At 67.0% G+C, this 25,612-nt stretch carries 25 protein-coding genes and 1 riboswitch; of the genes, 18 read left to right on the top strand and 7 right to left on the bottom strand.

Going from position 1 to position 25,612, the window contains the following annotated elements; all coding sequences use genetic code 11:
• The coding region (locus tag WCJ52_RS02475) for a hypothetical protein (RefSeq protein WP_336901712.1) at positions 1–380 on the top strand (380 nt) is incomplete at its 5' end.
• Here WCJ52_RS02475 and rfbB read toward each other — a convergent pair.
• The gene (gene rfbB, locus WCJ52_RS02470) at positions 366–1,418 is read right to left on the bottom strand and encodes a dTDP-glucose 4,6-dehydratase (protein ID WP_336901711.1); all 1,053 of its coding nucleotides are present in this window, start codon (positions 1,416–1,418) and stop codon (positions 366–368) included. The genes WCJ52_RS02475 and rfbB overlap by 15 nt on opposite strands.
• Positions 1,419–1,756: 338 nt before the next feature.
• On the opposite strand from rfbB, the gene WCJ52_RS02465 reads away from it, so the two are divergent.
• The gene (locus tag WCJ52_RS02465) at positions 1,757–3,181 is read left to right on the top strand and encodes an MATE family efflux transporter (protein WP_336901710.1); all 1,425 of its coding nucleotides are present in this window, start codon (positions 1,757–1,759) and stop codon (positions 3,179–3,181) included.
• 7 nt (positions 3,182–3,188) lie between these two features.
• On the opposite strand, the gene WCJ52_RS02460 is transcribed toward WCJ52_RS02465, so the two are convergent.
• On the bottom strand, positions 3,189–4,406 hold the full coding sequence (locus WCJ52_RS02460) for a serine hydrolase domain-containing protein (protein WP_336901709.1): 1,218 nt from the start codon (positions 4,404–4,406) through the stop codon (positions 3,189–3,191).
• A gap of 141 nt (positions 4,407–4,547) precedes the next feature.
• Here WCJ52_RS02460 and WCJ52_RS02455 point away from each other — a divergent pair, with 141 nt between their 5' ends.
• The 5 genes from WCJ52_RS02455 to WCJ52_RS02435 all read left to right on the top strand — a co-directional run bounded on the left by WCJ52_RS02455 (position 4,548) and on the right by WCJ52_RS02435 (position 10,179).
• Positions 4,548–5,876: an acyl-CoA dehydrogenase family protein gene (locus WCJ52_RS02455; RefSeq protein ID WP_336901708.1), complete on the top strand. Its 1,329-nt coding sequence runs from the start codon at positions 4,548–4,550 to the stop codon at positions 5,874–5,876.
• A 124-nt stretch (positions 5,877–6,000) separates the two neighbouring features.
• A complete protein-coding gene (locus WCJ52_RS02450) occupies positions 6,001–7,755 on the top strand; it encodes a class I adenylate-forming enzyme family protein (protein ID WP_336901707.1) in 1,755 nt (584 codons plus the stop codon).
• Complete coding sequence (locus tag WCJ52_RS02445; RefSeq protein WP_336901706.1) at positions 7,752–8,327, top strand: NAD(P)H-dependent oxidoreductase; 576 nt, start codon at positions 7,752–7,754, stop codon at positions 8,325–8,327. The genes WCJ52_RS02450 and WCJ52_RS02445 overlap by 4 nt, the downstream gene beginning before the upstream one ends.
• Complete coding sequence (ribB, locus tag WCJ52_RS02440) at positions 8,324–9,463, top strand: 3,4-dihydroxy-2-butanone-4-phosphate synthase (protein WP_336901705.1); 1,140 nt, start codon at positions 8,324–8,326, stop codon at positions 9,461–9,463. The genes WCJ52_RS02445 and ribB overlap by 4 nt, the downstream gene beginning before the upstream one ends.
• A gap of 83 nt (positions 9,464–9,546) precedes the next feature.
• On the top strand, positions 9,547–10,179 hold the full coding sequence (locus tag WCJ52_RS02435) for a cell cycle transcriptional regulator TrcR (protein WP_336901704.1): 633 nt from the start codon (positions 9,547–9,549) through the stop codon (positions 10,177–10,179).
• Between the two features lie 8 nt (positions 10,180–10,187).
• Here WCJ52_RS02435 and WCJ52_RS02430 read toward each other — a convergent pair whose 3' ends face one another.
• Positions 10,188–10,370, bottom strand: coding sequence for a DUF465 domain-containing protein (locus WCJ52_RS02430; RefSeq protein ID WP_336901703.1), 183 nt, complete (start codon positions 10,368–10,370; stop codon positions 10,188–10,190).
• Between the two features lie 173 nt (positions 10,371–10,543).
• Here WCJ52_RS02430 and WCJ52_RS02425 point away from each other — a divergent pair, with 173 nt between their 5' ends.
• The gene (locus tag WCJ52_RS02425; RefSeq protein ID WP_336901702.1) at positions 10,544–10,765 is read left to right on the top strand and encodes a DUF465 domain-containing protein; all 222 of its coding nucleotides are present in this window, start codon (positions 10,544–10,546) and stop codon (positions 10,763–10,765) included.
• Between the two features lie 46 nt (positions 10,766–10,811).
• On the opposite strand, the gene WCJ52_RS02420 is transcribed toward WCJ52_RS02425, so the two are convergent.
• Positions 10,812–11,534 (bottom strand): GGDEF domain-containing protein, encoded by a 723-nt coding sequence (locus WCJ52_RS02420; protein WP_336901701.1) that lies wholly within the window; start codon positions 11,532–11,534, stop codon positions 10,812–10,814.
• 107 nt (positions 11,535–11,641) lie between these two features.
• Between WCJ52_RS02420 and purE the strand changes: the two genes are divergently transcribed.
• Positions 11,642–12,136, top strand: a complete 495-nt coding sequence (gene purE / locus WCJ52_RS02415) for a 5-(carboxyamino)imidazole ribonucleotide mutase (RefSeq protein ID WP_336901700.1) — start codon at positions 11,642–11,644, stop codon at positions 12,134–12,136.
• A gap of 7 nt (positions 12,137–12,143) precedes the next feature.
• A complete protein-coding gene (locus WCJ52_RS02410; protein WP_336901699.1) occupies positions 12,144–13,217 on the top strand; it encodes a 5-(carboxyamino)imidazole ribonucleotide synthase in 1,074 nt (357 codons plus the stop codon).
• Between the two features lie 49 nt (positions 13,218–13,266).
• Here the strand turns inward: WCJ52_RS02410 and motA are convergent, their stop codons facing one another.
• Positions 13,267–14,136: a flagellar motor stator protein MotA gene (gene motA / locus WCJ52_RS02405; RefSeq protein ID WP_336901698.1), complete on the bottom strand. Its 870-nt coding sequence runs from the start codon at positions 14,134–14,136 to the stop codon at positions 13,267–13,269.
• Between the two features lie 109 nt (positions 14,137–14,245).
• On the opposite strand from motA, the gene WCJ52_RS02400 reads away from it, so the two are divergent.
• Entirely contained in the window at positions 14,246–15,547 is a 1,302-nt protein-coding gene (locus tag WCJ52_RS02400) for an MFS transporter (protein WP_336901697.1), read from the top strand.
• Here WCJ52_RS02400 and WCJ52_RS02395 read toward each other — a convergent pair.
• On the bottom strand, positions 15,544–16,761 hold the full coding sequence (locus WCJ52_RS02395) for a lytic murein transglycosylase (protein ID WP_336901696.1): 1,218 nt from the start codon (positions 16,759–16,761) through the stop codon (positions 15,544–15,546). The genes WCJ52_RS02400 and WCJ52_RS02395 overlap by 4 nt on opposite strands.
• A 120-nt stretch (positions 16,762–16,881) precedes the next feature.
• Here WCJ52_RS02395 and ykgO point away from each other — a divergent pair, with 120 nt between their 5' ends.
• The 3 genes from ykgO (at position 16,882) to WCJ52_RS02380 (ending at position 17,765) form a co-directional block, all read left to right on the top strand.
• A complete protein-coding gene (gene ykgO, locus WCJ52_RS02390; RefSeq protein ID WP_056735996.1) occupies positions 16,882–17,007 on the top strand; it encodes a type B 50S ribosomal protein L36 in 126 nt (41 codons plus the stop codon).
• A gap of 150 nt (positions 17,008–17,157) precedes the next feature.
• Positions 17,158–17,424 (top strand): DUF2312 domain-containing protein, encoded by a 267-nt coding sequence (locus tag WCJ52_RS02385; protein WP_336901695.1) that lies wholly within the window; start codon positions 17,158–17,160, stop codon positions 17,422–17,424.
• Positions 17,421–17,765, top strand: coding sequence for a hypothetical protein (locus tag WCJ52_RS02380; protein ID WP_336901694.1), 345 nt, complete (start codon positions 17,421–17,423; stop codon positions 17,763–17,765). Before WCJ52_RS02385 ends, WCJ52_RS02380 begins: the two co-directional genes overlap by 4 nt.
• A 60-nt stretch (positions 17,766–17,825) precedes the next feature.
• On the opposite strand, the gene WCJ52_RS02375 is transcribed toward WCJ52_RS02380, so the two are convergent.
• Positions 17,826–19,295 (bottom strand): sigma-54 dependent transcriptional regulator, encoded by a 1,470-nt coding sequence (locus WCJ52_RS02375; protein ID WP_336901693.1) that lies wholly within the window; start codon positions 19,293–19,295, stop codon positions 17,826–17,828.
• A gap of 201 nt (positions 19,296–19,496) precedes the next feature.
• Here WCJ52_RS02375 and WCJ52_RS02370 point away from each other — a divergent pair, with 201 nt between their 5' ends.
• The 4 genes from WCJ52_RS02370 to WCJ52_RS02355 form a co-directional block, all read left to right on the top strand.
• Positions 19,497–21,623 (top strand): PQQ-dependent dehydrogenase, methanol/ethanol family, encoded by a 2,127-nt coding sequence (locus WCJ52_RS02370; RefSeq protein WP_336901692.1) that lies wholly within the window; start codon positions 19,497–19,499, stop codon positions 21,621–21,623.
• Positions 21,624–21,712: 89 nt separating this feature from the next.
• Positions 21,713–21,820, top strand: a riboswitch (TPP riboswitch).
• A 41-nt stretch (positions 21,821–21,861) separates the two neighbouring features.
• Positions 21,862–23,697 carry a phosphomethylpyrimidine synthase ThiC gene (thiC, locus tag WCJ52_RS02365; RefSeq protein WP_336901691.1) on the top strand — a complete coding sequence of 612 codons (1,836 nt, stop codon included), beginning with the start codon at positions 21,862–21,864 and terminating at the stop codon, positions 23,695–23,697.
• A gap of 24 nt (positions 23,698–23,721) precedes the next feature.
• The gene (locus WCJ52_RS02360) at positions 23,722–24,504 is read left to right on the top strand and encodes a hypothetical protein (protein WP_336901690.1); all 783 of its coding nucleotides are present in this window, start codon (positions 23,722–23,724) and stop codon (positions 24,502–24,504) included.
• 74 nt (positions 24,505–24,578) lie between these two features.
• Positions 24,579–25,612, top strand: a 1,034-nt coding sequence (locus tag WCJ52_RS02355) for a glutamine synthetase family protein (RefSeq protein ID WP_336901689.1), incomplete at its 3' end; no start/stop codon positions are given.

Raw genomic sequence — 25,612 nt, 5'->3', positions numbered from 1 at the left:
GTGTCATGGTCGTCATGGCTTTTGGCCTCGCCCCCATCGCGATGATCCTGGAAGACAAAGGATTGAGGGACTCGCTGACGCGGAGCCGTCAACTCACGGCCGGCAACCGTTGGCAGTACTTTAGAGTTTACCTCGTTGCTTACCTATTTTACTTTCCAATTTACATCGCGTCGAAGCCCTTTATGGCTGCACTTAATGAGACCGAGAACGTCCCGACGATAATCGCCATGACCGTCGTAATCTTCATAGTCTCGCTTCTGTCGTCAGTATTCGGCACAGTGATCCCTGTCGTGGTCTTCCGCGAGCTCCGCGCCCTGAAGGACCGCCCCGCCGATGTCGTCGCCCCGGAGCCCGCCCCGGAACCCTTACCCGCCGCCTGACAGGCCCTGGCGTTCGGAGGCGAAGCCGCGGTCGCGGATGGCCTGCCACCAGGCCTGGTTCTCCACGTACCAGCGCACGGTCTCGTCCAGGCCCTGGGGGACGGGTGTGCGGGGGGTCCAGCCCAGCTCGTCGCGGATCTTCGAGGCGTCGATCGCATAGCGGAAGTCGTGGCCGGGCCGGTCGGTGACGAAGGTGATCTTGTCGGCGTGCGGGGTGTTGGCCGGGGCATGGCGGTCCAGGGCCTCGCAGAGCATGCGTACGACCTCGATGTTGCGGCGGGTGGAGTCGCCGCCGATGCAGTAGGTCTCGCCCAGCCGGCCCCGGTCCAGCACGGTGAGCAGGGCTTCGGCGTGGTCGTCCACGTGCAGCCAGTCGCGTACCTGCCGCCCGTCGCCGTAGACGGGGATGGTCTTGCCCTCCAGGGCCCGCACCACCACCGTCGGGATCAGCTTTTCCGGGAACTGGAAGGGGCCGTAATTGTTGGCGCAGTTGGTGATCACCACCGGCAGGCCGTAGGTCCGGCCCCAGGCCCGCACCAGGTGGTCGGCGCCGGCCTTTGACGCCGAGTAGGGAGAGTTGGGGTCGTAGGGCGTGGCCTCGCTGAAGGCGCCGGATTCGCCGAGGGCCCCGAAGACCTCGTCCGTCGAGACATGGTGGAAGCGGAAGGCCTCGCGCCGGCCCGGGGGCAGGGCGGACCAGTAAAGTCGCGCCGCCTCCAGGAGGACCGCCGTGCCCAGGACATTGGTGCGCACGAAGTCCATGGGCCCGTCGATGGCCCGGTCATTGTGGCTTTCGGCGGCCAGATGCATGAGGGCGTCCGGCTGGTGGCGCTCGAAGATGGCGGCGACAGCGGCGGCGTCGCAGATGTCGGCCCGCTCGAAGGCGTAGTCTGCCGAGGCGGCGACCGAGGCCACATTGTCCAGGCTGGCGGAGTAGGTGAGGGTGTCGAGGTTCACGACCTGGCGGCCTTCGCCGACCGCCCGGCGAACCACGGCTGAGCCGATGAATCCTGCGCCGCCCGTGACGATGAGTTTCATCTGCTGACCCGTTGCTGTGCGCCTCAGGGCCCTCCCTAGCGGTGTTCGCCGGCCAAGGGAATCCGGCCAGCGGGTTGAGCCTGCAGACTCGCAGGCCTAGGGTGGCGACTCAAGAAGGGTCGCCCCGCCGCGGGACGGTCCCGGTCGCGGCCTCCCGGCGGGAGACAGGGCCACAGATCAGGGAAGTCCAGGGCATGGAGGCGTCAGTCGTCAGACGTGAAGGCCCGGCGGGGGGTTTCGGTGGTGGACCCCCCAGGGGGCCCGGCGGACCCGGCGGTCCGGGGGGTCCCGGCGGCCCGGGTGGTTTCGGCCCCGGCGGTCCTGGCCGGCGTCCCGGGATGCCCGACCTGACGACGGGGCCCATCGGCCCGACCCTGGTCACCTTCGCCCTGCCCGTGCTGGGCACGAATATCCTTCAGTCGCTAAGCGGCACGTCCAACGCCTTTTGGGTGAGCCATGTCCTTGGCCCGGCCGCCCTGACGGCGACCACCAATGCCAACCAGGTCTTCTTCCTGATGATGGGTGCCATGTTCGGGGTCTCCATGTCCGCCAACCTGCTGATCGGGCAGGCGATCGGGTCGGGAAACCGCGACTTCGCCAAGCGGGTCGTGGGCACCTGCATCATCTTCTTCCTGGTCATCTCCCTGCTGGTCGGGCTCACGGGGTTCCTGGCCACGCCGGGCATATTGGCGGCCATGGGCACCCCGGCGGACGCCCGGGCGGACGCCACGACCTACCTGCGGGTCATCTTCATGGCGATCCCCATCATGTACTTCTTCTCCTTCGTGCAGATGGCGCAGAGGGGAACCGGGGACTCGCGGACGCCCTTCTTCTTCGCCCTGATGTCCATCTCCATGGAGGTGATCCTCAACCCCATGCTGATCACCGGCTTCGGACCCTTCCCGAAGATGGGCATAGCGGGGTCGGCCTCGGCCACCCTGATCTGCCAGGGGATCACCCTGGCCTCGATCATCCTCTGGCTGCAGCGACGGGAGTCCATCCTGATCCCGAGACGGGGCGAGCTCCACTATCTGATACCGGACCTGACCATCGTCCGAAGCCTGGTCTTCAAGGGCCTGCCCATGGGCCTGCAGATGTTCATCATGTCCTTCGCCGCCCTGACCATGACCAGCTTCGTCAACAGCTACGGATCGACCACGGCGGCGGCTTACGGCGTGGCCATGCAGATGTGGGCCTATGTCCAGATGCCCGCAATGGCCCTGGGTATGTCCGTCTCGTCCATGGCCGCCCAGAACGTCGGCGCTGGCCGGATGGACCGGGTCGATCAGGTTGCCTGGACAGGGATCGGCTACGCCGCCCTGCTCAGCGCCCTGCCGATCCTGTTGATCTACGCCGTCGGGCCGCTGGCGCCCCGCCTCTTCCTGCCGGAGGGCAGTCCCTCCATCGCGATAGCCCAGCACATCAACTTCTTCGTGCTGTGGGGTTTCATCCCCTTCGGCATGAGCTTCATCCTGTCGGGCATTGTCCGGGCGACCGGATCGGTCTGGCCGCCCCTGATCGCCATGGTCATCGCCATGTGGGGGATCCGGATTCCCGTAGCGACCCTTCTCCAGCCCTGGCTGGGGGCCGACGCGGTCTGGATCAGCTTCCCGATTGGCTCCATCGCCTCGGCCCTGCTGGCCTTGGCCTGGTACCGGTGGGGCAACTGGCGCAAGTCCAGCCTGCTGGCCGCTTTCGCGCCGACCCGGGGCGAGGTGCCTGCGGCAGTCGTCGCCACGCCGCCGCGGGTGGATACGCCCTGAGCTGGCCTCAGGGCTCCATCAGGGCCGAGTAGACCAGGGTCCTGAGCTCGCGGCGGATGGGATAGGTCGATGACCCCATGAGCTGGGTCATGAAGACGACTGCCACGTCCTTGACCGGATCGATCCAGAAAGCCGTGGAGGCGGCGCCGCCCCAATAGTACTCGCCGGGGCTCGAGGTCAGCATGGCCCGGACCGGGTCGAAGGTGACGGCGAAGCCAAGGCCGAAGCCCACGCCGGCGTTGGTGGCCTCCGAAAAGAGCGAGCGCGACAGCATGGTCAGGTCCTGGCCGCCGGGCAGGTGGTTCGAGGCCATCAGCCGCAGGGTCGCCGGGGCGACCAGGTGATGGCCGCCCAGCTCGCCGTGGTTCACCAGCATGCGGCAGAACTTCATGTAGTCGTCCGCTGTGGACACCAGCCCGCCGCCGCCAGAGTGGAAGCTGGGCGGGGTCAGGTAGGGGCTGGTGCGGGGATCGTCCTGCAGGGTCAGGCCGCCTTCCGGCGTGGGTGCGTAACAGGCCGAGAACCGATCGGCCTGGTCGGCGCGAACGGCGAAACCGGTCTCTCCCATGCCAAGGGGATCCAGGATCCGGGCCTTCAGGAAGGCCTCGAAGGCCTGGCCCGAGATCCTCTCGACCAGCACACCGAGGACGTCCGTGGCGACTGAGTAGTTCCACGCCTCGCCCGGCGAGAACTCCAGGGGCAGGCGGGCGAGGGCATCGACAAAGCCCTGCATGTCGAGCGGGCCGTGGGCGTCGGCGATCTTCAGCCTGCGGTAGGCCGCGTCCACGTTCGTCCGGGTCTGGAAGCCGTAGGTCAGGCCTGCGGTGTGGCGCAGCAGGTCGACCATCTGCATGGGCCGAGCCGGCGGCGTGGTCAGGTAGGGTCCGGTCCCGGCCGAGAAGACCGCCAGGTCCTTCCATTCCGGGATGAACCGCGACACCGGGTCGTCCAGGGCGACCTTGCCCTCCTCGACCAGCATCATGAAGGCCAGGCTCGTGATCGGCTTGGTCATGGAATAGATGCGGTGCACGTCGTCCCGGGTGGCGGCGCGGCCGCGCTCGCGGTCGGCCAGGCCCTGGACGGTCTCGTGGACCAGGTCGCCGCCCCTGAAAACCTGGAGATGGGCGAACGGCAACCGCCCGGTCGCCAGGTACTTTTCCTCAAGGAACCTGTCGATGTGGGCCAGGCGGGCGGGGGAGAAGCCGAGGGCTTGCGGGCGGGTCATGGCGTTTCCTTGCCTTTAGGAGTCTGTTGCGACCTTGCGGCACCGGGGCCCATTTCGCAAAGGCTGGCGTTGCACAACCGGCCCTTCGGTCCGATAGTTGGTGAAAGACTATGCCGCACGGCGGCGCATTGGAGGAACGACATGGCCTGGGACTTCGAGACTGATCCTGAATTCCAAAAGAAGCTCGACTGGATCGAGGACTTCATGCGTGAGGAGGTCGAACCCCTCAGCCACCTGGGCATGGCCGCCCATGGCCCACTGGGCCGGGAGAAGTTCATCAAGCCCATGCAGGACAAGGTAAGGGCCCAGGGCCTGTGGGCCTGCCACCTCGGTCCGGAACTCGGCGGCCAGGGCTATGGCCAGCTGAAGCTGGGCCTGATGAACGAGAAGCTGGGCCGCAACGGCCTGGCCCCCACCATCTTCGGTTGCCAGGCGCCGGACACCGGCAACGCCGAGATCATCGCCCACTACGGCACGGACAAGCAGAAGGAGCAGTATCTCTGGCCGCTCCTGAATGGCGAGATCCGCTCGGCCTTCTCCATGTCCGAGCCCACCGGCGGCTCTGATCCCCTGACCTTCCGCACCCGGGCGGTGCTGGATGGCAACGAGTGGGTGATCAATGGCGAGAAGTGGTATTCGACCAACGCCCGCTGGGCCAAGGTGCTGGTGGTCTACGCCATCACCGACCCTGACGCGAAGGACCCCTACCGCCGCACCTCCATCTTCCTGGTGCCTACCGACACCCCCGGGGTCCGGATCATCCGCAATGTCGCCAACGGCGGCGGCGGCGAGATCGGCAGCGGGAGCGAGGGCTATGTGGAGTACAAGGACGTCCGCATCCCCTACGACGCCCTGCTGGGCGAGCGCGGCGCGGCCTTTGTCATCGCCCAGGTCCGCCTGGGCGGCGGCCGGGTTCACCATGCCATGCGCACGGTCGGCGCCTGCAAGCATGCCCTGGACCTGATGTGCCAGAGGGCGGTCTCGCGCAACACCCGGGACGGCCGGCTGGCCGACCTGCAGATGGTCCAGGAGCAGATCGCAGACTCCTGGATCGCCCTGGAGAGCTTCCGCCTCCTGGTGCTGAGGACGGCCTGGCTGATCGACAAGCACAAGGACTACAACCTGGTCCGCAAGGACATCGCCGCGATCAAGGTGTCCATGCCCAAGGTCTACAACGACATCGCCACCAAGGCCGCCCACCTGCACGGCGCCCTGGGGGTCTCGAACGAGATGCCCTTCATGAATATGGTGACCAGTTCGCTGGTCATGGGCATCGCCGACGGCCCGACTGAGGTGCACAAGGTGACCCTGGCCAAGCAGGTGCTGAAGGACTACCTGCCCGACAACGACCTCTTCCCCAAGTACCACATCCCGCGGCTGCGCGAAGACGCCCAGGAGAGGTTCTCCAAGGAGTTGGCCGAGATGAAGGACGAGTACGCCCGCACAGTGCGCGACGCCGCGTCGGCCTGAGCCGTCACGCCGACCTGAAACGGGGGGCGTCCTTCGGGGCGTCCCCTTCCTTTTTGACTTGATCGGCGCGGCGTCAGGCCCTCAGGGTCCTGGCCAACCCGCCCCTTCCTCCGAGATCCGCCTCATGTCTTCAGACTCCGCTCCCGAATGGCCCGTCCTGTCGATCGCCGAGGCGCATGCGCGCCTGACGGCGCCGGGCCACCGCTACGAGATGGAGGAGATGGAAATCGGCGGCGTCCTGCAGCGGGTCTGGAAGAACGCGCCGCCGACCTTGCGCGACATCTTCCTGAACGCCCGGGCCTTCGGGCCCCGGGAATTCCTGGTCTACGAGGACGACCGGGCGACCTACGAGGCCTTCGCCCGCGCCGCCATCACCCTGGCCCGCCAGCTGCAGGCTGACGGCGTGCGCAAGGGCGACCGGGTGGCGGTGATCCTGCGCAACCTTCCGGAATGGCCGGTGGCCTTCTATGCCGGGGTCCTTGCCGGCGCCATCGTGACCCCCCTGAACGGCTGGTGGACCGGTCCCGAACTGGAGTATGGCCTCGCCGACTCCGGGACCCGGATCGTCATCGTCGATGACGAGCGGCTCGAGCGCATCACGCCCCTCCTGGCGGGCCTGGCCGACCTGGAGCGCATCTATGTTGCCCGCCTGCCCGAGGGCGTGGAGGCGACGGGCCGGGTGCGGCGGCTGGAGACGGTGATCGGGCCGGTCAACAGCTGGAAAGACCTGCCGGACCTTGCCCTTCCGGATATCGATATCGCCCCCGACGACGACGCCACCATCCTCTACACCTCGGGGACCACGGGCCGGCCCAAGGGCGCCCTGGGCACCCACCGCAACATGACCGCCAACGTGCTGACCAGCGGCATCGCCGCAGCGCGCAACTTCCTGCGGGCAGGCCAGCCCCTGCCCGAGAGCGACCCCCACAAGCTGCCCCAGCGAAGCTCTCTCCTGGTGGTGCCCCTGTTCCACGCCACCGGCCTGTCGGCCACCCTCGGCCCGACCATGAACGCCGGCGGCAAGATCGTACTCATGCGCCGCTGGGAGGCCGAGCAGGCCATGCAGATCATCGAGCGCGAGCGCATCGACGCCACGGGCGGCGTGCCCACCATCGCCTGGCAGCTGATCGAGCATCCGGCCCGGGCGAAGTACGACCTGTCCTCCCTGGTGTCGGTCTCGTACGGCGGGGCGCCCTCGGCACCGGAGCTGGTCCGGCGGATCGTCGAGGTCTTCCCGGGCTCGGCGCCCGGCAATGGCTGGGGCATGACCGAGACCACGGCCACCTTCACCGGCCACACCGGCAAGGACTACGAGGCCCGGCCCGACAGCGCCGGCCCCGCCGCGCCTGTCGGCGACATGCAGATCCGCGATCCCGGGGACGGCGTCACCCGGTTGCCCGTCGGCGAGGTTGGCGAGCTCTGGGTCAAGGGCCCGCAGGTGGTCAAGCTCTACTGGAACAAGCCCGAGGCCACGGCCGAGACCTTCCAGGACGGCTGGCTGCGCACCGGGGACCTGGCCCGCCTGGACGAGGAGGGCTTCCTCTTCATCGTTGACCGGGCCAAGGACATGCTGATCCGCGGCGGCGAGAACATCTACTGCGTCGAGGTCGAGAACGTGCTCTACGACCATCCCGATGTGATGGACGCCGCCCTGGTCGGGGTTCCCCACAGGACCCTCGGAGAGGAGCCCGCCGCAGTGGTGCACCTGAAGCCTGGCGGAACCGCCGGCGAGGCCGAACTGAGGCAGTGGGTGCGCGAGCGCCTGGCGGCCTTCAAGGTTCCGGTCGAGGTCCGCTTCTGGCCCGAGCCCCTGCCGCGCAACGCCAATGGCAAGATCCTGAAGACAGAGCTGAAGTCGGTGTTCGAGGCGCGTACATGAGCGATGGCGCGCCCCTGATCGTCGGCCTGGGCGGCACGACCCGGCCCGGTTCCAGCACCGAACGGGCCCTGGCCGCTGCCCTCGGTGCCGCCGAGGCCCTTGGTGCCCGCACCCGCCTGGTGGGCGGGGACTTCCTGGCCGAGCTGCCGATCTATGATCCGCGCCCCGGGGGGCCAACTCCAAGACAGGACGAGATGGCCGAGATCATCCGGAGCGCAGATGGCCTGATCATCGCGACGCCGGGCTACCACGGCTCGCTCTCCGGGGTGATGAAGAACGCCCTGGATACGCTGGAGCTTCTCCGCGACGACGCGCGTCCCTATTTCTCTGATCGGGCGGTCGGTGTGATCGTAACCGCTGCCGGCTTGCAGGCGGCGGGCACGACCCTCACCGCCGTCCGTTCCATCATCCACGCCATGCGTGGCTGGCCGACCCCCTTCGGCGCCGCCATGAGCGTGAATTCCGATTCGTTTGGGCCCGACGGCCGGCCCCTGGAGCCCCGCGACGCCTGGCAGCTCGACACCGTCGCAGCCCAGGTCGTCCAGTTTGCAAGGATGAGGTTCACGTCATGAAGCGCCCCTATCTCGTCACAGACACCCCCGCCTCAGCCGGCGAGTCCGCAATTTCCCCGATCGAGGACATCATCGAGGACGCCCGCAATGGTCGCCCCTACATCCTGGTCGACGCCGAGGACCGCGAGAACGAGGGCGATATCATCATCCCTGCCCAGTTCGCCACGCCCGAGCAGATCAACTTCATGGCCAAGCACGCCCGCGGCCTGATCTGCCTGTCCATCACCGGGGAAAGGTCACGCCATCTGCGCCTGCCCCCGATGGCGGCAGACAACCAGTCGGGTCACGGCACCGCCTTCACGGTCTCCATCGAAGCCCGCGAGGGGGTGACCACGGGCATTTCAGCGCATGACCGCGCTCACACCATCGCCGTAGCGGTCGACCCCACCAAGGGCGCTGGCGACATTGTCTCGCCGGGCCATGTCTTCCCCCTCGTCGCCCGGGACGGCGGCGTCCTGGTCCGGGCTGGCCATACCGAGGCCGCCGTCGACATTTCGCGCCTGGCGGGCCTGAACCCAGCGGGCGTGATCTGCGAGATCATGAAGGACGACGGGTCCATGGCCCGCCTTCCCGACCTCATCGTCTTCGCCCAGACCCACGGCCTGAAGATTGGCACCATCGCCGACCTCATCGCCTATCGCCGGCGCACCGAGCGCCAGGTGGAGCGGGTGCTGGAGACCCCGATCGACAGCGCCTTCGGCGGTCGCTTCCGGATGGTGATCTACCGGAACATCCTGGACCGCACCGAGCACCTGGTGCTGACCCGGGGACGGATCGAGCCAGACCGTCCCACCCTGGTCCGCATGCACCGCCTCGACCTGGCGGCCGACATGCTGGGTGCCGGTGGGGGCCGGAACGCCCTCGTCCAGCAGGCGCTGGAGAAGATCGCAGCAGAGGAAGGTGCCGGCGTTGCCGTCTTCATCAGCGACACTAATCCGGCCTGGCTCTCCGAGCGCTACGGAGCCGACCCTGAGGTTGACCATGGAGCCAATGTCCTGCGCGACTATGGCGTGGGCGCACAGATCCTTATCGACCTTGGCGTCCGCGATATGGTTCTGTTGACCAATTCGGAAACCGTCCTCCCAGGGTCGGCGGGATACGGCCTGCGTATCCTTGATCGTCGCCCCCTCGACTGAAGACCAGATTCAGGGGTATAGCTCTTCTGGCTTAACGCAGCGCCCGGTCGCAAGGCCGGGCGCCGTCATTTCAGGAGACCTTCATGGCCGACATTCTGATGCCGAAGGCGACCGCTGTCTGGCTGGTCGACAATACGTCTCTGACCTTCGAGCAGATCGCCGATCTCTGTGGGCTCCATCCCCTTGAAGTGAAGGGTATCGCCGACGGCGAGGTCGCCCGGGATATCCGCGGCGCGGATCCGATCGCCAATGGTCAGCTGTCCCGGGAGGAAATTGACGCCGCCCAGCAGGATCCCAAGCGCCGGATGGTGGCCCTGAAGAGCCGTCATGCTGAGCACCTGAAGCCGACCAAGAAGGCACCGCGCTACACACCCGTTTCCCGACGGCAGGACCGCCCGGATGCCATCGCCTGGTTCGTCCGCAACCACCCCGAGGTGACCGACCCCCAGATCTCGCGCTTGTTGGGGACCACCAAGGCCACCATCGACCAGGTCCGCAACCGCACCCACTGGAACTCGGCCAACATCAAGCCGGTGGATCCCGTCAGCCTGGGACTGGCGACCCAGATCGAGCTGGATGACATCGTCCGCAAGGCGGCGGACAAGCGCATCCGGGACAATGCCCGAAAGGGGATTGTCGAGCCGGAGGGGCCGACCCTGGAGCCCGCCGCGGAAACCGGAGCCGAGTCCTGGCCCCGGACAGACGACGACGCCTGATCCCGGCGTCAGGCGGCGGATCGAGTCCCGGCCCTCAGGCGTTCGAGCTCTTCCTTGAGGCGCAGCTTTCGTCGCTTGATCTCGCGGATCACTTCATCCTGTGAGCTGGGGTGGGCGAGGGCGTCCTGGAGCTGGGCTTCCAGGGACAGGTGCCTGCGGCTGAGTTCGCGGATGCGACCGTCTATGGACATGACGTAGGGTCTCCTTCCATTCGACTGGAAGTAGTGAACACCCGCTGGCGCGGGCTGTCAGATCACATAAGGTTGCTTTTGGGCCCTTCGCAGTTCCGGGATCGCCACATGCACATCTTGTCGTCAGGCCTGCCCGGTCTGCGGGCGCCATCTCCCGGACGGGGAGGGCAAGCATGAGGGCAGGCCTTCCGGAAGAGGCGGACGAGCCTGCGATCCGCAGGCGGTTGGCAGAACTTCAGTTGGACCACAACGACCTGGAGGTCGCCATCCAGGCCATCGGCCAGGCCCCAATGCCGGACATGCTTGTGATCCGCAGGCTCAAGCGAAAGAAGCTGGCCCTGAAGGACGAGATCCAGCAGATCAAGGACCGGCTGACCCCAGATATCATCGCCTGACGACATCATCGCCTGACGACATCACCTCGTGAATTCGGAACAGGATCTAGCTGCGGCGTTCCCGGCGACGGGCATACATGGCCGCATCTGCGCGGGCGACCACCTCCTCGGGCGCCAGGTCCGGGGTGATCTCGCTCACACCAAAGGATACGTGGATGGGCGCTGACCATTCGCCGAACCGGATGGGCGTCGACTCCAGGGACCGAGCCAGGTTTCGGGCGCGGGCCTCGGCGCCGGCGAGGGTCGCCTGGCCAAACACGACCGCGAATTCATCACCGCCAATACGGGCCACGAGGTCCGGCCCGGACATCTGGCTGCGGAGGCGGTCTGCGACTGCACGGAGCGCCTCGTCCCCCGCCGCATGACCGAACCGGTCATTGACGCTCTTGAAGTCGTCGAGGTCGATATAGACCAACGCCGCGGGCGATCCGTAGCGGTGGCTGAAGGTCCGGATGCGTTCGAGCTCCCGCATCAGGGCCCGGCGGTTGAGGGCCGGCGTGAGGGGGTCCTGGTCGGCCAGGATCTCCGCCTGGTTCAGCCGGGCCTTCAGCCGAGACACCTCCTGGCGTAGGTCGTCGACCTCGGTCAGCAGGGTTCGTATGGCCCCCTGGACGGCCGGGGTCAGGTCCGCTTCGGAGAGGCCCAGGAAGGCGGTCTCGTCTGGCCGGGTTGGCCCGCGGCCCACCACCTTGGCGCCAGCCTGCATGAGGGCACGCTTTCGGATGTCCGAAAATGGCTGGTTTCTTGCGCCTGTGATCTTGAGAACCATGCTGGGGCCCCGCGAATCTCCACTCACATTAACATTTTATGCACGGTGTGTTGACCCTAGGAGGACGGTGCCTATTCTGGCCCGCCTTGCCGACAGGGGTCCATGCCATGAGCGGTTCCACCGCACCCGTCGCCATCATCATGGGCAGCCGGTCTGACTGGCCAACCCTCAAAGGGGCTGCCGACATGCTCGACGCTCTGGAAGTCGGCTGGGAGGCGCGCGTGGTGTCCGCCCACAGGACCCCCCTTCGGATGGTCGCCTTCGCCCAGGGCGCCCGCGACGCCGGCGTCCGGGTGATCATCGCCGGGGCAGGGGGCGCGGCCCACCTGCCGGGCATGACGGCCGCCCTCACCGACCTGCCCGTGCTCGGGGTCCCCATCGAGTCCAAGGCCCTGAAGGGCATGGACAGCCTCCTGTCCATCGTCCAGATGCCGGCGGGTGTTCCGGTGGGAACCCTGGCCATCGGCGAGCCCGGCGCCCGCAATGCGGGCCTGTTCGCCGCCCAGATCCTCGCGCTTTCCGATCCCGCGCTTGCGGTGCGGCTGTCGGACTGGCGACGCGCCCTGACCGCCTCGGTGGCTGAGACTGTGGCGGACGACTGACCACCGCATGACGCCGCTCGCTCCCGGATCGACGATCGGAATCCTCGGCGGCGGCCAACTCGGACGCATGCTGGCCCTGGCCGCAGCGCGCCTGGGCTTCGACGTGGCCATCCTGGACCCCGAGCCGGATTGCCCGGCATCCCGCGTTTGTGCCCTGCATCTCTGCGCCGCCTATGACGATCCCGAGGCCCTCACGCGCCTGGCCCGGATCAGCGGTGTCGTGACCCTGGAGTTCGAGAATGTGCCCGCCGGCGCGCTCGCCATCCTGATCGGGCTCGGCGTTCCGGTTGCGCCCGGTGCGCAAGCCCTCGCCGTGGCCCAGGACCGGGTGGAAGAAAAATCCTTCCTCAACGCTGCCGGCGCTCCAACCGTCGCCTTCGCGGCGGCGGACTCGCCCCAAGCCGCGGCCCGGGCCTCCGCGGACCTGGGCGGCCGGGTGCTCATCAAGACCCGGCGCGATGGATACGACGGCAAGGGCCAGGCCTGGGCGAATTCGCCCGAGGCGGCGGCCGAAGTCTTCCTGTCGCTTGGCGGTCGCCCGGTGATCGTCGAGGCGCCGGCACCCTTCCGTCGAGAACTGTCCGTGATCGCCGCCCGCGGCTGGAGCGGGGCGTCGGCGACCTTCCCCCTGGCCGAAAACGTCCACCGGAACGGCATCCTTCACCTATCCTCCGCGCCCGCGGTCCTGGCGCCGGGACAGGCGAACGAGGCCGGCCGGATCGCGGACCGGATCCTCTCAGGTCTAGGCTATGTCGGCGTCATTGGGATCGAGCTGTTCGAGCTCGAGGACGCCTCTCTCCTGGTCAACGAGATCGCCCCTCGCGTGCACAATAGCGGGCACTGGACCCAGGACGGCGCTGCAACGGACCAGTTCGAGCAGCACATCCGGGCCGTCGCCGGCTGGCCCTTGGGGCCGGTCGAGGCTCGGGCTCGTGTCGAGATGGAAAACCTGCTGGGCGAGGCCGTGCAGGACTGGCCGGCAATCGCTGGCGAATCTAACGCCCGTCTGCACCTCTATGGCAAGCGCAAGGCCCGGGAGGGTCGCAAGATGGGCCACGTTAACCGGGTATTCCCGCTCTAGATTTTGTTCCGATAGCCGGTTCCCGCTTATCGAAACAGGATCGAGCGCCTCAGCCCTCGGGCGGGATCGCCTGAAGGGCTTCCTCAAGTTCCGTGAAGGACGGTTGGGTCAGGGTCGGCACGCTGCCGCGGCCGATCTCGACCGAGATCTGGGCTGCGTTTCCATGCAGGTGTGCCACCAGCACGGACTGGATGATGCGGTAGAAGGCCGATTCTTCCTCGATGATGGCGGTCAGCCGGACCGCGAAGGGGCCCACGAGCCCGTAGGCCAGGAACACCCCGAGGAAGGTGCCGACCAGGGCGCTGCCGATCATGGCACCGAGCACCGCTGGCGGTTCCGTGATCGAGCCCATGGTCTTGATGACCCCGAGCACGGCGGCCACGATCCCTAGGGCGGGAAGGCCGTCAGCCATGGTCTGGAGGGCATGGGCCGGCCCGAGCGCCTCGTGATGGTGCTTCTCGAGCTGCTTCTCCATGGCGTCCTCGACCTGGTGAGGGTCCTCGAGGTTCATGGTCATCATGCGAAGGGTGTCGCAGATGAAATCGACTGCGAAGTGATCCTTCACGATCTTGGGGAAGCGGCCGAACAGGGTCGACTCGTGCGGATTCTCGATGTGGCTCTCGAGGGCGATGACCCCCTTGGCCTTCATGGTCTTTGTCAGAAGGAACAGGAGGGAGAGCAGGTCCCTGTAGTCGGCAGCCTTCCACTTAGGGCCGGCGAAGATCTTGGCCATCCCGCCGCCGACGCCCTTGATGACATCCAGGGAGCTGCCGATCAGGAGCGCGGCTATGGCGGCGCCGAGGATGGTGCCCATCTCATGGGGCGCGGCGTGCATGACCACGTCCAGCTTGCCGCCGGAGATGACATAGACCCCGAACACGCAGACGAAGAGCAGGACAATGCCAATGATCTGGAACATGCGAACGGCGCCCGATTCGAACCAGTCTCAAGCTTGGACCGGAATGCTTAACGTCCGGTGAGCATGATCGGGGGTGGCGCGTCGGCCGCGGCGGACCTATCACCCGGCCATGTCCACCGCGCCCACGCCCGCGGCTGGAGGTCCCAGCGGCCTGCCGCGGTCCTCCTTCGCGATCATCTTCGCCGTCTCCATGGTCACAGCCATGGGAAACACCGGGATGATCTCCGTGCTTCCCGCCATTGGCCGGTCGATCGGCATGCCAGACCCGATGGTCGCTGCGGTCTTTTCGCTATCGGCCCTGCTCTGGGCCTTTTCCTCACCCTTCTGGGCGCGGATATCTGATCGTTACGGACGCAAGCCCCTGATGATGGTGGGGCTGGCGGGGTTCATGGTCTCCATGGCCCTCTGCGCGGTCGTGGTGGCCGTCGGTCTGCACCACCTGGCGGCTCCGGTCGTGATCTTCATCCTCTTCCTGCTGGCCCGGGCCCTCTTCGGCCTGTTCGGCGCGGCGTCGAACCCTGCGACCCAGGCCTATGTGGCCGAGTACACGCCCGAGGCGCAGCGTACCCAGTCCATCTCCGGGCTTGCTGGGGCCTTCAGCATGGGAACTGTGATCGGTCCCTTCCTCGCGCCGCTCTTCATCCTGCCCCTGCTCGGCCTGGCGGGGCCTATGGCCTGCTTTTCCGTCATCGCCGGCGTTATGCTCGTAATCGTCTGGCGCCGGCTGCCGGAGAGCCTCTATTGGCCCCTGACGTCGCCGGGGAAATCCCCTCGGTCGGAGCCTGTAGTGCGTGGCCGACCGATGTGGCTGGACCCCCGGCTGACACCCTTCCTGATCTACGGATTCATCGTCGCGGTCAGCCAGACGGCCCAGGGCCAGACCCTGGGTTTCCTGATCATTGACAAGCTCGGTGTCTCCCCGACCGTCGCCCAGGGCTTCATCGCCATCGCCATGATGTTCGGTGCCATGGCAGGTCTTCTCGCCCAGTGGGGCCTGATCCCGCGGTTCGCGATGACGCCGCGCCAGCTTCTGCGCTGGGGGGTCGGCGTTGCTGCTGTGGGCAACCTGATCGTTGCGGCCGCGCCGGACTACTGGGGCGTGGTGGCCGGCTACGCCATTTCAAGCCTGGGGTTCGGCCTCGCCCGCCCAGGATTTACGGTGGGGGCTTCCCTGGCCGTGCGCCTCGAGGAGCAGGCGCGCGCCGCTGGCGCGATTGCAGCCGTCAATGGGATCAACGTGGTTCTCGCGCCCGCCTTTGTCCTCCTCTACCAGCACATCCAGGCTGCGCCCTTCCTCCTGAACGCCGGGCTGATGGTCGCCATGTTGATCTTCGCCTATCGGAACCCCCAGCTGAGGTCCGCCAATCCGCGGCCTGCCCGGGTCGAGGGGCCCGACGAGGCCCTGGTCTAACCGCCGCTGCGGAGCCTGGCGATCATGTCTGGAGACAGGTAGCCGTCCGCCACAAGGCCACGGGACTTCTGCCAGGCGCGCAGGGCCTGACGCGATTTCAGACCCATGACCCCGTCGACCTCTCCCACGTCGTATCCTTGCGACTTCAGGGCGGTCTGGGCGCCGGTCCGGTCTGAAAGCGAAAGGGGAGTCTCCTCCGGCCAGGGCCGGACCAGCCCAGGCCGTCCGGCGATCCGGTCCCCCAGCAGGCCCACCGCCATGGCGTAGGTCACGGCATTGTTGTAGCGCCGGATCACAAAGTGGTTGGGCAGGAGCAGGAACAGGGGCCCGCCCGCTCCCGTCGGCGCGATCAGGCTGGCCTCTCCGTTTCCAGCCGGCCAGCCGCCGCCGCCCAGCCTGGAAACCCCCAGGTCCCCCCACTGGGAGAGGGGGCATGTCAGGACCTCGCAGACCGAATAGTCGAATCCGGCCGGCGCGGTGACCTCGATCGCCCAGGGCTCCCGGCGTCTCCAGCCCGCCTGGGAGAGCAGGTTCGCTGAAGAGGCGAGGGCGTCGATCGGCGATCCCCAGACGTCCCGACGGCCATCGCCGTCGCCATCCACAGCCAGGCGCAGAAAGTTGGAGGGGATGAACTGGGTCTGCCCCATGGCGCCGGCCCAGGATCCAACCAGCTGGGCGCGCGAAACCTCCCTGGAGGCCAGGATCCTCAACGCCGCAAGAAGCTGTTCCTCGGCAAAGACGCGCCGGCGGCCTTCCGCGGCGAGGGTCGCCATGGAGCGGATGACGTCCTGGTCGCCCATGGCCGCCCCGTAGCCGGACTCCATGCCCCATATGGCGGCGAGGATTTCCTGGGGCACGCCCCGTTCGGACTCGATCCTGGACAGGGCAGCGGCATCGAGGCTGGCGAGACGTCGGCGACCGATTGCGGCCTGATCCTCCGAGGCCGCCCGTCGCACGTAATGGCTGAAGGGTCTGGAGAACTCGGGCTGGTTGCGGTCGGACCCGCGGACCCTGGGATCGGGCGTCAGTCCGGAGAGCTCCCGGTCCACGAGGTCAGCAGGTAGGCCTGAGCGGACTGCGGTTTTCCTGAAGTCGTCGAGCCAGGCCTGGAAGGCGGCATCGACAGACTCGGTCCCGGCGACGACGGGGTCCGATCCCCGCGCCGGGGTCGCGAGCGCGGCTGTGGCGGTGGCGAGGAAGGTACGACGCTTCATACCAGGAGGATTAGGCCGCTGCGGTCGCGGGGGCAATTGACTCGGCGCGACCCGTTCCGTATACGCGCCGCTCACTTGGTCGCCCGGGCTCCTGTCCCGCACCCAGAGAAGTCGAAGGTCATGAAGGTCAGAAGCTCGCTCAAGTCGCTCAAGACGCGTCACCGCGACTGCAAGCTCGTGCGCCGCAAGGGCGTAGTCTACGTTATCAACAAGACCAACCCGCGCTTCAAAGCCAAGCAGGGCTGATACGCCTGCGCCGCCCCCTGGGGCGGGGGGTTTTCCACAGATCATCCGTACTCGCCGCCACTCAAAGGCGGCTGAAGACGCGACTCTGCTCGCCTGCACGGTTAGGTTTCCGGCCCCAACCCCGACACAATTCTGCAGGAGCCTGATGCCATGTCCGGTGAAGACGCCCACTCCGAAGTTCTGAACCAGGACGCCCAGGGACGGCTGCGGACCATTATCGAGCGGGTCGAGCGCCTCGAGCAGGAAAAGTCTGAGGTCATGGAGCAGATCAAAGAGATCTTCGCCGAGGCCAAGGGTGGCGGCTTTGACACCAAGATCATCCGCAAGGTCGTCCGCATCCGTAAGCAGGATCGCGCCAAACGCCAGGAGGAGGAGGCCATCCTCGACCTCTACCTCGCTGCGATCGGCGAGATTTGAAGTCCCGCCCGCCCGACCCCAGGGAAGCAGCGCGCCGTTCGGCGCTGAATGCGCTCAGGCGGGCGCGGCGGAAGGCGGACCGCGCCGGGGTCGACCTTTCGGAATGGGAGGGCGAGTTTCTCGGTTCTGTCGAGACCCGAATCCTCACCTTCGGCCGGGCCTTCGGCGACCCGGAGAAGGGGGCCCCAGGCCAGGCGCTGTCGGCGCTCCAGCAGAGAAAGCTCAAGGAAATCGCCGCCAAGGCTGCGGGCGGGGAACCTGACGCAAAGACCGGTCGCTTCGCCAGGGGGGGGCTGGGGCGAAGGCGCCGTCCGGGTCCGCAGGCGAACGACGAGCCCTAGATCCCGTTCCGAGAGGCGGAAGCCGGTTTTCGGAACAGACCCCAGGCTCGAAGCCGGGGGTCAGGCGTCGGTAAGACCCGCCAGCTCACCAAGGCCGTTCTCCCTGACCTTCCGGTAGAGAGTTGATCTTCCGATCCCGAGTCGCCGCGCAATTTCGCTCATGTGTCCCTCATACTGCTCGATCGCGAGGCGGATCAGATCGCCTTCGATCGCGTCTAGCGACCGGATGTGGCCATCTTCGTCCAGAATACGCACGGGACTCTCGCCCTGGCCGGTGGCCGCGGCGACCAAGGAGGTGTCGGCGGCCTCCCATGCGGGCTGTGGCGTTTCGACAACGGCGGCGGGTATGGGCGGAGACAGGCCTGAGACGGCCGGAAAGTCGTAGGGCTGGAGCGCGGGGCCGTCGGCCAGGACAATGGCCCTATAGATCGCGTTTTCCAGTTGCCGGATGTTCCCCGGCCAGTCGTGATTGACCAGGAGGCTCAGGGTCTCCGGTGTGAGGCGGGTGATTGGGCGGCCCTCCTCCAGGCTGAAGCGCCGGATGAAGGAGTCCGCCAGTTCGGGAATGTCCTCTCGGCGCCCGCGCAGGGGCGGTGCCTCGATGGGAAAGACATTCAGCCGGTAGAAAAGATCCTCACGGAAGGCGCCTTCGGCGACGGCCCGGGCGAGGTCGCGGTTGGTTGCGGAGATGATCCGGACATCCACCTTGACCGAACTGCGGGCGCCGACAGGATCCACTTCGCCCTCCTGAAGGACGCGCAGGAGCTTGACCTGCATGTCCAGAGGAAGCTCGCTGACCTCGTCGAGAAGCAGGGTTCCGCCGTTCGCTTCCTGGAACTTCCCGGCATGGCGGTTCGAGGCACCCGTGAAGCTCCCCTTCTCGTGGCCGAACAGGATGGACTCGACGAGCGCCTCGGGGATGGCCCCGCAGTTCACAGCGACGAAGGGCCGGCCGGCGCGGTCCGACGAGCCGTGCACCGCCCGGGCGACCACTTCCTTGCCGACACCGCTTTCCCCGGAGATCAGCACCGGGATCGAAGACCGCGCCGCCCGCTCGCCCATCCTGCGGACCTGGCCCATGGCGGCGGATGTGCCCACCAGATCGCTGAAGGTCGTCCTGCCTTCCGCCCGCTTACGCAGCTGGGCGACCTCCGAGCGCAGCGCCCCGATGGACAGGGCGTTGTGGATCGAGATGGTGATCCGCTCTGGCGACACCGGCTTGACGAAGAAGTCCGTGGCCCCGGCCTGCATGGCCTGGACCACGGTGTCGATCCCGCCGGAAGCCGTCAGTACGATGACCGGCTGCTGATGGGCGCGTGATCGAAGTTCGGAAAGGGTTTCCAGGCCTGAACGCCCGGGCATGACGAGATCCAGCAGGATCAGGTCGCAGGGGGAACCGGCCGCAAGGCGCGCCAGCAGGGCATCGCCGCCTTCCAGCAGCGCCGCAGTGAAGCCCTCCCGCTCGAGGACAGCCTGGATCAGGCGCCTCTGGGTCGGATCATCATCCACCACGACAATCGTCTTACTCATCTACTGCATGTCCCCGGCGCGTGGCCTGCGATCCAGTCCGCTGTCCTCCGGCACTGTGGCGGTACCAGGTAAAGGCGGGGTTTCCGGCTTGTGAGTAAGAGGTTAACGGGCTCAACAAGTGATGCAACGTCACGGCTTGCCGTCCCGGCCCGCTTGCGCATAGTACGCTTGGCCCAATGTGGCCGATCCGGGGAGGGAACGATGACGCTTAAGCGCCTTGTGGGAGTATTCGCCTTGACGGTCCTGTTGGCAGCCTGCGGACAGGCTGGCGGCAAGGGCGGTCGGGTGGACGGGCAGCGCCTGGCCTCGGCCACCGGCAACGGCGAGTGGCTCGCCGTCGGCCGGACCTACGACGAGCAGCGCTACAGCCCCCTCGACAAGATCAACATCTCGAACGTCAAGGACCTGGGACTTTCCTGGTACTACGAGTTCGACACCGACCGCGGCCAGGAGGCCACCCCGGTCATGGTGGACGGTGTGCTCTACACCACCACTGCCTGGTCCAAGGTCTTTGCCTTCGACGCCCGGACGGGCGCCCTGAAATGGTCCTTCGATCCCAAGGTGGACGGCTCCAAGGGCTATGATGCCTGCTGCGACGTCGTGAACCGGGGCGTGGCCGTCTGGAAGGGTAAGGTCTATTTCGGCACCCTCGACGGTCGTCTCATCGCCCTGAACGCTGAAACCGGCAAGCCGGTCTGGACGGCCCAGACCACCGACAACTCCAAGCCCTACACCATCACCGGGGCCCCCCGGATCGTTAAGGACAAGGTCCTGATCGGGAACGGCGGCGCCGAGTACGGCGTGCGCGGCTATGTTTCCGCCTATGACGCGGCCACAGGCAAGAGGGTCTGGCGCTTCTACACGGCCCCGAACCCCGAGGGTAAGCCGGACGGCGCGGCCTCGGACAAGATCATGGCTGAAAAGGCCGGCGGCACCTGGTTCGGCGAGACCTGGAAAAAGACGGGCGGCGGCGCGACCATCTGGGACTCCATGGCCTATGACCCGGACCTGGACATCATCTACCTCGGCGTCGGCAACGGAACCCCCTGGAACCACCAGAAGCGCTCGGACGGCAAGGGCGACAACCTGTTCGTGTCCTCCATTCTCGCCCTGAAGCCGGATACCGGCGAATACGTCTGGCACTACCAGACCACCCCGGGCGAGAGCTGGGACTACACCGCCACCCAGCACATCATGCTGGCCGACCTGAACATTGCCGGCCAGCCCCGCAAGGTGCTGATGCAGGCGCCCAAGAACGGCTTCTTCTATGTGGTCGACCGGGCGACCGGCCAGCTGATCTCGGCCAATGCCTATGCCCCCGTCACCTGGGCCAAGGGCGTCGACATGAAGACCGGTCGTCCCATCGAGGTCCCCGGCGCACGGTACGAAAACGCCCCCGCCCTGGCGCTTCCAGGGCCCCTCGGCGCCCACAACTGGCAGCCGATGGCCTTCAACCCGAAGGAAGGGCTGGTCTACATCCCCGCCCACTCGGCGCCCTTCGCCTACACCAACGTCAAGGAGTTCAAGTACCGGCCCGGCGGCTGGAACCTTGGCAATGACATCCTGGCCAACGCCCTGCCGGACGACGCCGCCCAGCTCAAGGCCATCAAGGCCATGTACAAGGGTCAGCTGATCGCCTGGGACCCGGTGGCTGGCAAGGCGCGCTGGACAGTTGAGCATCCCTTCTTCTGGAACGGCGGCGTCATGTCCACAGCTGGCGGACTTGTCTTCCAGGGCGCAGGCGAGGGCGACTTCGTGGCGTACGAGGCCGCCACTGGCAAGAAGGTCTGGAGCTTCGACACCGGCAACGGCATCGTCGCTGCACCCTCGACCTATGAGCTGGATGGCCAGCAGTATGTGGCCCTTATGGTGGGCTACGGCGGGGCGGGCCCCATCTCGGCCTCCGTCATGCTGAAGGACCGGCCCCGGCTTCCGGGTCGCCTGATGGTCTTCAAGCTCGGTGGCAAGGCGACGGCTAAGCCCTACGTCATTCCGGAAATCGCGGCCCTTGACCTGACCCAGGTAAGTACCGGTTCCGGGGACGCCAAGCACGGCTTCGCCCTTTACCACGAGAACTGCCAGGTCTGTCACGGGCCGAGCGCTTCGGGGGCCTACCTGCCGGATCTGCGCAAGTCGCAGATGCTGCTCACGGCGGACAACTTCAAGTCGGTCGTCCTCGAAGGCACCCTGGCCAAGAACGGCATGGCCAGTTTCTCGAGGTTCCTGAACGCCAAGGAGACCGAGGACATCCGCGCCTATATCCTCACCGAGGCGAAGAAGTCCCAGGCCCGGACGGCCGCCAACCCGGCGGTCCCGCCGAAGGGCTGACCCTCGGGTCAGGCCTGGACCCTGAAGGGCGGTCGCCAGTCCGGTGGCCGCCCTTTTCCTTTCCAAGAGTGTAAATCCGACCTAGGTTCCCATCGTCCTCGGGGAGCCGCGCGCAGGCGGCTGAGAGGCGGGTGAGCCCGCGACCCGCAGAACCTGATCCGGGTCATGCCGGCGAAGGGAATGGCGCCTCGAAAACGCTCGCCCGAGCCGGATGTCCCGCTGCATGCGGAGCGCGTCCATGAACGTCCAGAATCCCATCCGTCCCGGTGTCGCCACCGGAGCCATCCCCGGATCCCGCAAGGTGCACCAGGTGGGCAGCCTCTGGCCGGACATCCGGGTGCCGTTCCGGGAGGTCGCGGTCCATCCCTCCGCCAAAGAGCCCCCGGTCACCCTCTACGATCCGTCCGGCCCCTACACTGACCCCACCGTCGAGATCGACATCAACCGGGGCCTTCCCCGCACCCGCGAGCCCTGGGTGGTCTCCCGGGGCGACGTGGAGAGGGTCGCCATCCCCCGCCAGGTCCGCCCCGAGGACAATGGCGGGGCCTCCGGGGCCCACCTCGCCCCAGCCTTCGACACGCCCCGCCGGGTCTACCGCGCCCGCGCCGGCGCGACGGTGACCCAGCTGGACTATGCGCGCCGGGGGATCATCACGCCTGAGATGGAGTACGTGGCGATCCGCGAGAACCTGCGTCGCCAGGCCTCGGATCCGACCCTGCGCGACGGCGAGGACTTTGGCGCCGCCATCCCCGACTTCGTGACCCCGGAATTCGTCCGCGACGAGGTGGCCAGGGGGCGGGCGATCATCCCGGCCAACATCAACCACACCGAGCTGGAGCCCATGGCCATCGGCCGCAACTTCCTGGTCAAGGTGAACGCCAACATCGGCAATTCCGCCGTCCTCTCCACAGTCGCCGACGAGGTGGACAAGATGGTCTGGGCGATCCGCTGGGGTGCCGACACGGTGATGGACCTGTCCACCGGCCGCAACATCCACAACATCCGCGACTGGATTGTCCGCAACAGCCCGGTCCCGATCGGCACGGTGCCCATCTACCAGGCCCTCGAGAAGGTCGGCGGCGTCGCCGAGGATCTCAACTGGGAGGTCTTCCGCGACACCCTCATCGAGCAGGCCGAGCAGGGCGTGGACTATTTCACCATCCATGCCGGGGTCCGGCTGGCCTACGTCCCCCTGACGGCCAAGCGGGTCACCGGCATCGTCTCCCGGGGCGGCTCCATCCTGGCCAAGTGGTGCCTGGCCCATCACCGCGAGAACTTCCTCTACGAGCACTTCGAGGACATCTGCGAGATTATGCGGGCCTATGATGTCTCGTTCAGCCTGGGCGACGGGCTGCGGCCAGGCTGCCTGGCCGACGCCAACGACGCCGCCCAGTTCGCCGAGCTGGAGACCCTTGGCGAGCTGACAAAGGTGGCCTGGAAGCACGGGGTCCAGACCATGATTGAGGGGCCGGGCCACGTGCCCATGCATAAGATCAAGGCCAACATGGACAAGCAGCTGGAGGTCTGTGGCGAGGCGCCCTTCTACACCCTGGGCCCGCTGACCACGGATGTGGCGCCTGGCTATGATCACATCACCTCAGCCATCGGCGCGGCCATGATCGGCTGGTTTGGCACGGCCATGCTCTGCTACGTCACGCCGAAGGAGCATCTGGGGCTTCCCGACCGCAAGGACGTCAAGGACGGGGTCATCGCCTACCGGATCGCCGCCCACGCTGCAGACCTCGCCAAGGGCCACCCGGCCGCCCGCGCCTGGGATGACGCCCTGTCCCGGGCCCGCTTCGAGTTTCGCTGGGAGGACCAGTTCAACCTCGGCATGGATCCGGAGACCGCCCGCGCCTATCACGACGAGTCCCTGCCCAAGGAGGCCTTCAAGACCGCTCACTTCTGCTCGATGTGCGGTCCGAAGTTCTGCTCCATGAAGATCAGCCAGGAGATTCGCGACGCGGCTGCGGCCCAGAATGACGTGGCAGAGGGCATGGCCGAGATGGCTCGGCGCTTCCGCGACGGAGGTGGAGAGGTCTATGTTCCCACCGGGGCGTCCACCCTGGAATAGGCGGCCCGGAGGAGTGCGCGCGCCATGCTGATATCCAACCTGACCCTGATCGGCCTTGCGGCCCTGCTGATCCTGACCAAGGAAGTCGGCTATAGGTGCAATCGCTGGTCGCGGCAGCGACGGGAAATGACAAGCGAAGAAGGATCGTCCTTCGTTATGTCGTCGGCCCTCACGCTTCTGGCGCTCCTGATCGGCTTCACCTTTGGAATGGCCCAGTCCAACTTCGAACTGCGCCGGGACCTCGTGACCCATGAGGCCAACACCATCTCCACGGCGCACCTTCGTCATCAGCTCCTGAACCCTGGCCACAGACGGGAACTCAACAGCCTCATGGCCGAATATATCCGGGTCCGGATGGGCTTCAGCCGGACCGGTGGGGACCCTAAAGCGGTAGAGGCGGTCGGCGTGCAGACAGGCCAGATCCAGGCGAAGATCTGGGAGGTCACGGACCGGGCGCTGGAGACGCCGGAGGGGCAACGCATCTCTGTCCCACTTCTCAACGCCACCAATGAAATGTTCGACGACGCGGAGCGACGTTACGCGGCCTTCGACGCCAAGATCCCGGAGCGTATCCTCCGGAGCCTTTTGGCCTATGCGGTCGGGTCGTCGTTTCTTGTCGGGCTGACCCTTGCGGCGTTAGGATCCCGGCACTTCATCTCGACCAGTGGTCTCTTTGTCCTGATCGCCCTTGCCCTGAGCCTGATCATCGACATGGACAACAGCGCCGTGGGGCTGATCACCACCTCCCAGGCGCCCATGGAACGGGTCTCCAAGATGATTGAGTCCGAGCTGAAGCTTCCGGGGTAAGCGCTCGGCCCCGGTTGGCGCGTCCGGCCGGGCGTGGCAAAGGTGCCCGTGACATCTGATCCGAGGTTCCTTCCATGGTCGCCAACCCTGTCGCTGATCCCGAGGAATGCCGGGCCTTCATGGCCGCCCACCCCGAGATCCGGTTCGTCGAGGTCGTCTTCACAGGCATGACCGGCGTACCGCGCGGCAAGCGCCTGCGGATCGAGGAACTGCCGGCGGTCTATGACTATGGCCGCTTCCTGCCGGGCTCCATCCTGGTGGTCGACACCCTGGGTGCCGACTGCGAGGACACCGGACTGGTCTGGGAGGACGGCGACGCCGACCGCCGGGCCCGTCCCATCCCGGGAACCCTGACCCCTGCGCCCTGGCTGGGCCCCGATGTCGCCCAAGTCTTTCTGTCCATGTACGAGCTGGACGGAGCCCCCAACGACCTCGATCCGCGGCATGTGCTGCGCCGGGTCCTCGATCGCTATGCGGCCGATGGCCTGACCCCCGTCGCTGCCTGCGAGCTGGAGTTTTACCTGGTCGACATGGCCCGGGGCCCGAACGGCGAGGTCCTGCCGGCGCGATCAGTCCGCACCGGCCGAAGGCCCGAGGGCATCCAGGTCTATGGCCTTCCCGAGATCGAGGATCATGCGCCCTTCCTGCGCGAGCTCTGGGCCACAGCCGATATCCTGGGCATCCCCCTCGAGGGTGCGATCTCCGAATTCGCCCCGGCCCAGCTGGAACTGACCCTGCACCACAAGCCCGACGCCATGGCCGCCGCCGATGACGCCGTACGCTACAAGCGCGCGGTCAAGGGGATCGCCCCGCGCCACAGCTGCGAGGCCACCTTCATGGCCAAGCCCTGGGCCGACCGTGCCGGCAGCGGCTTCCACGTCCACCTCAGCTTTGCCGACGCCTCAAGCGCCAACCTGTGCGCCGACGACCGGCTCGAGGGCTCTGACCTCCTGCGGCACGCCATCGGCGGCATGAAGGCCCTGATGTCGGACTGCATGGCCATTCTGGCGCCCAACGCCAACAGCTACCGGCGGTTCCGAGCCAACTCCTATGCCCCCGTGGCGCCGACCTGGGGCGTGAACAACCGCACGGTTTCCCTCCGGGTGCC

The sequence above is a fragment of the Phenylobacterium sp. genome, assembly GCF_037138395.1.
Taxonomy (GTDB): Bacteria; Pseudomonadota; Alphaproteobacteria; order Caulobacterales; family Caulobacteraceae; genus Phenylobacterium.
This window is presented reverse-complemented; position numbering and strand designations above follow the sequence as displayed.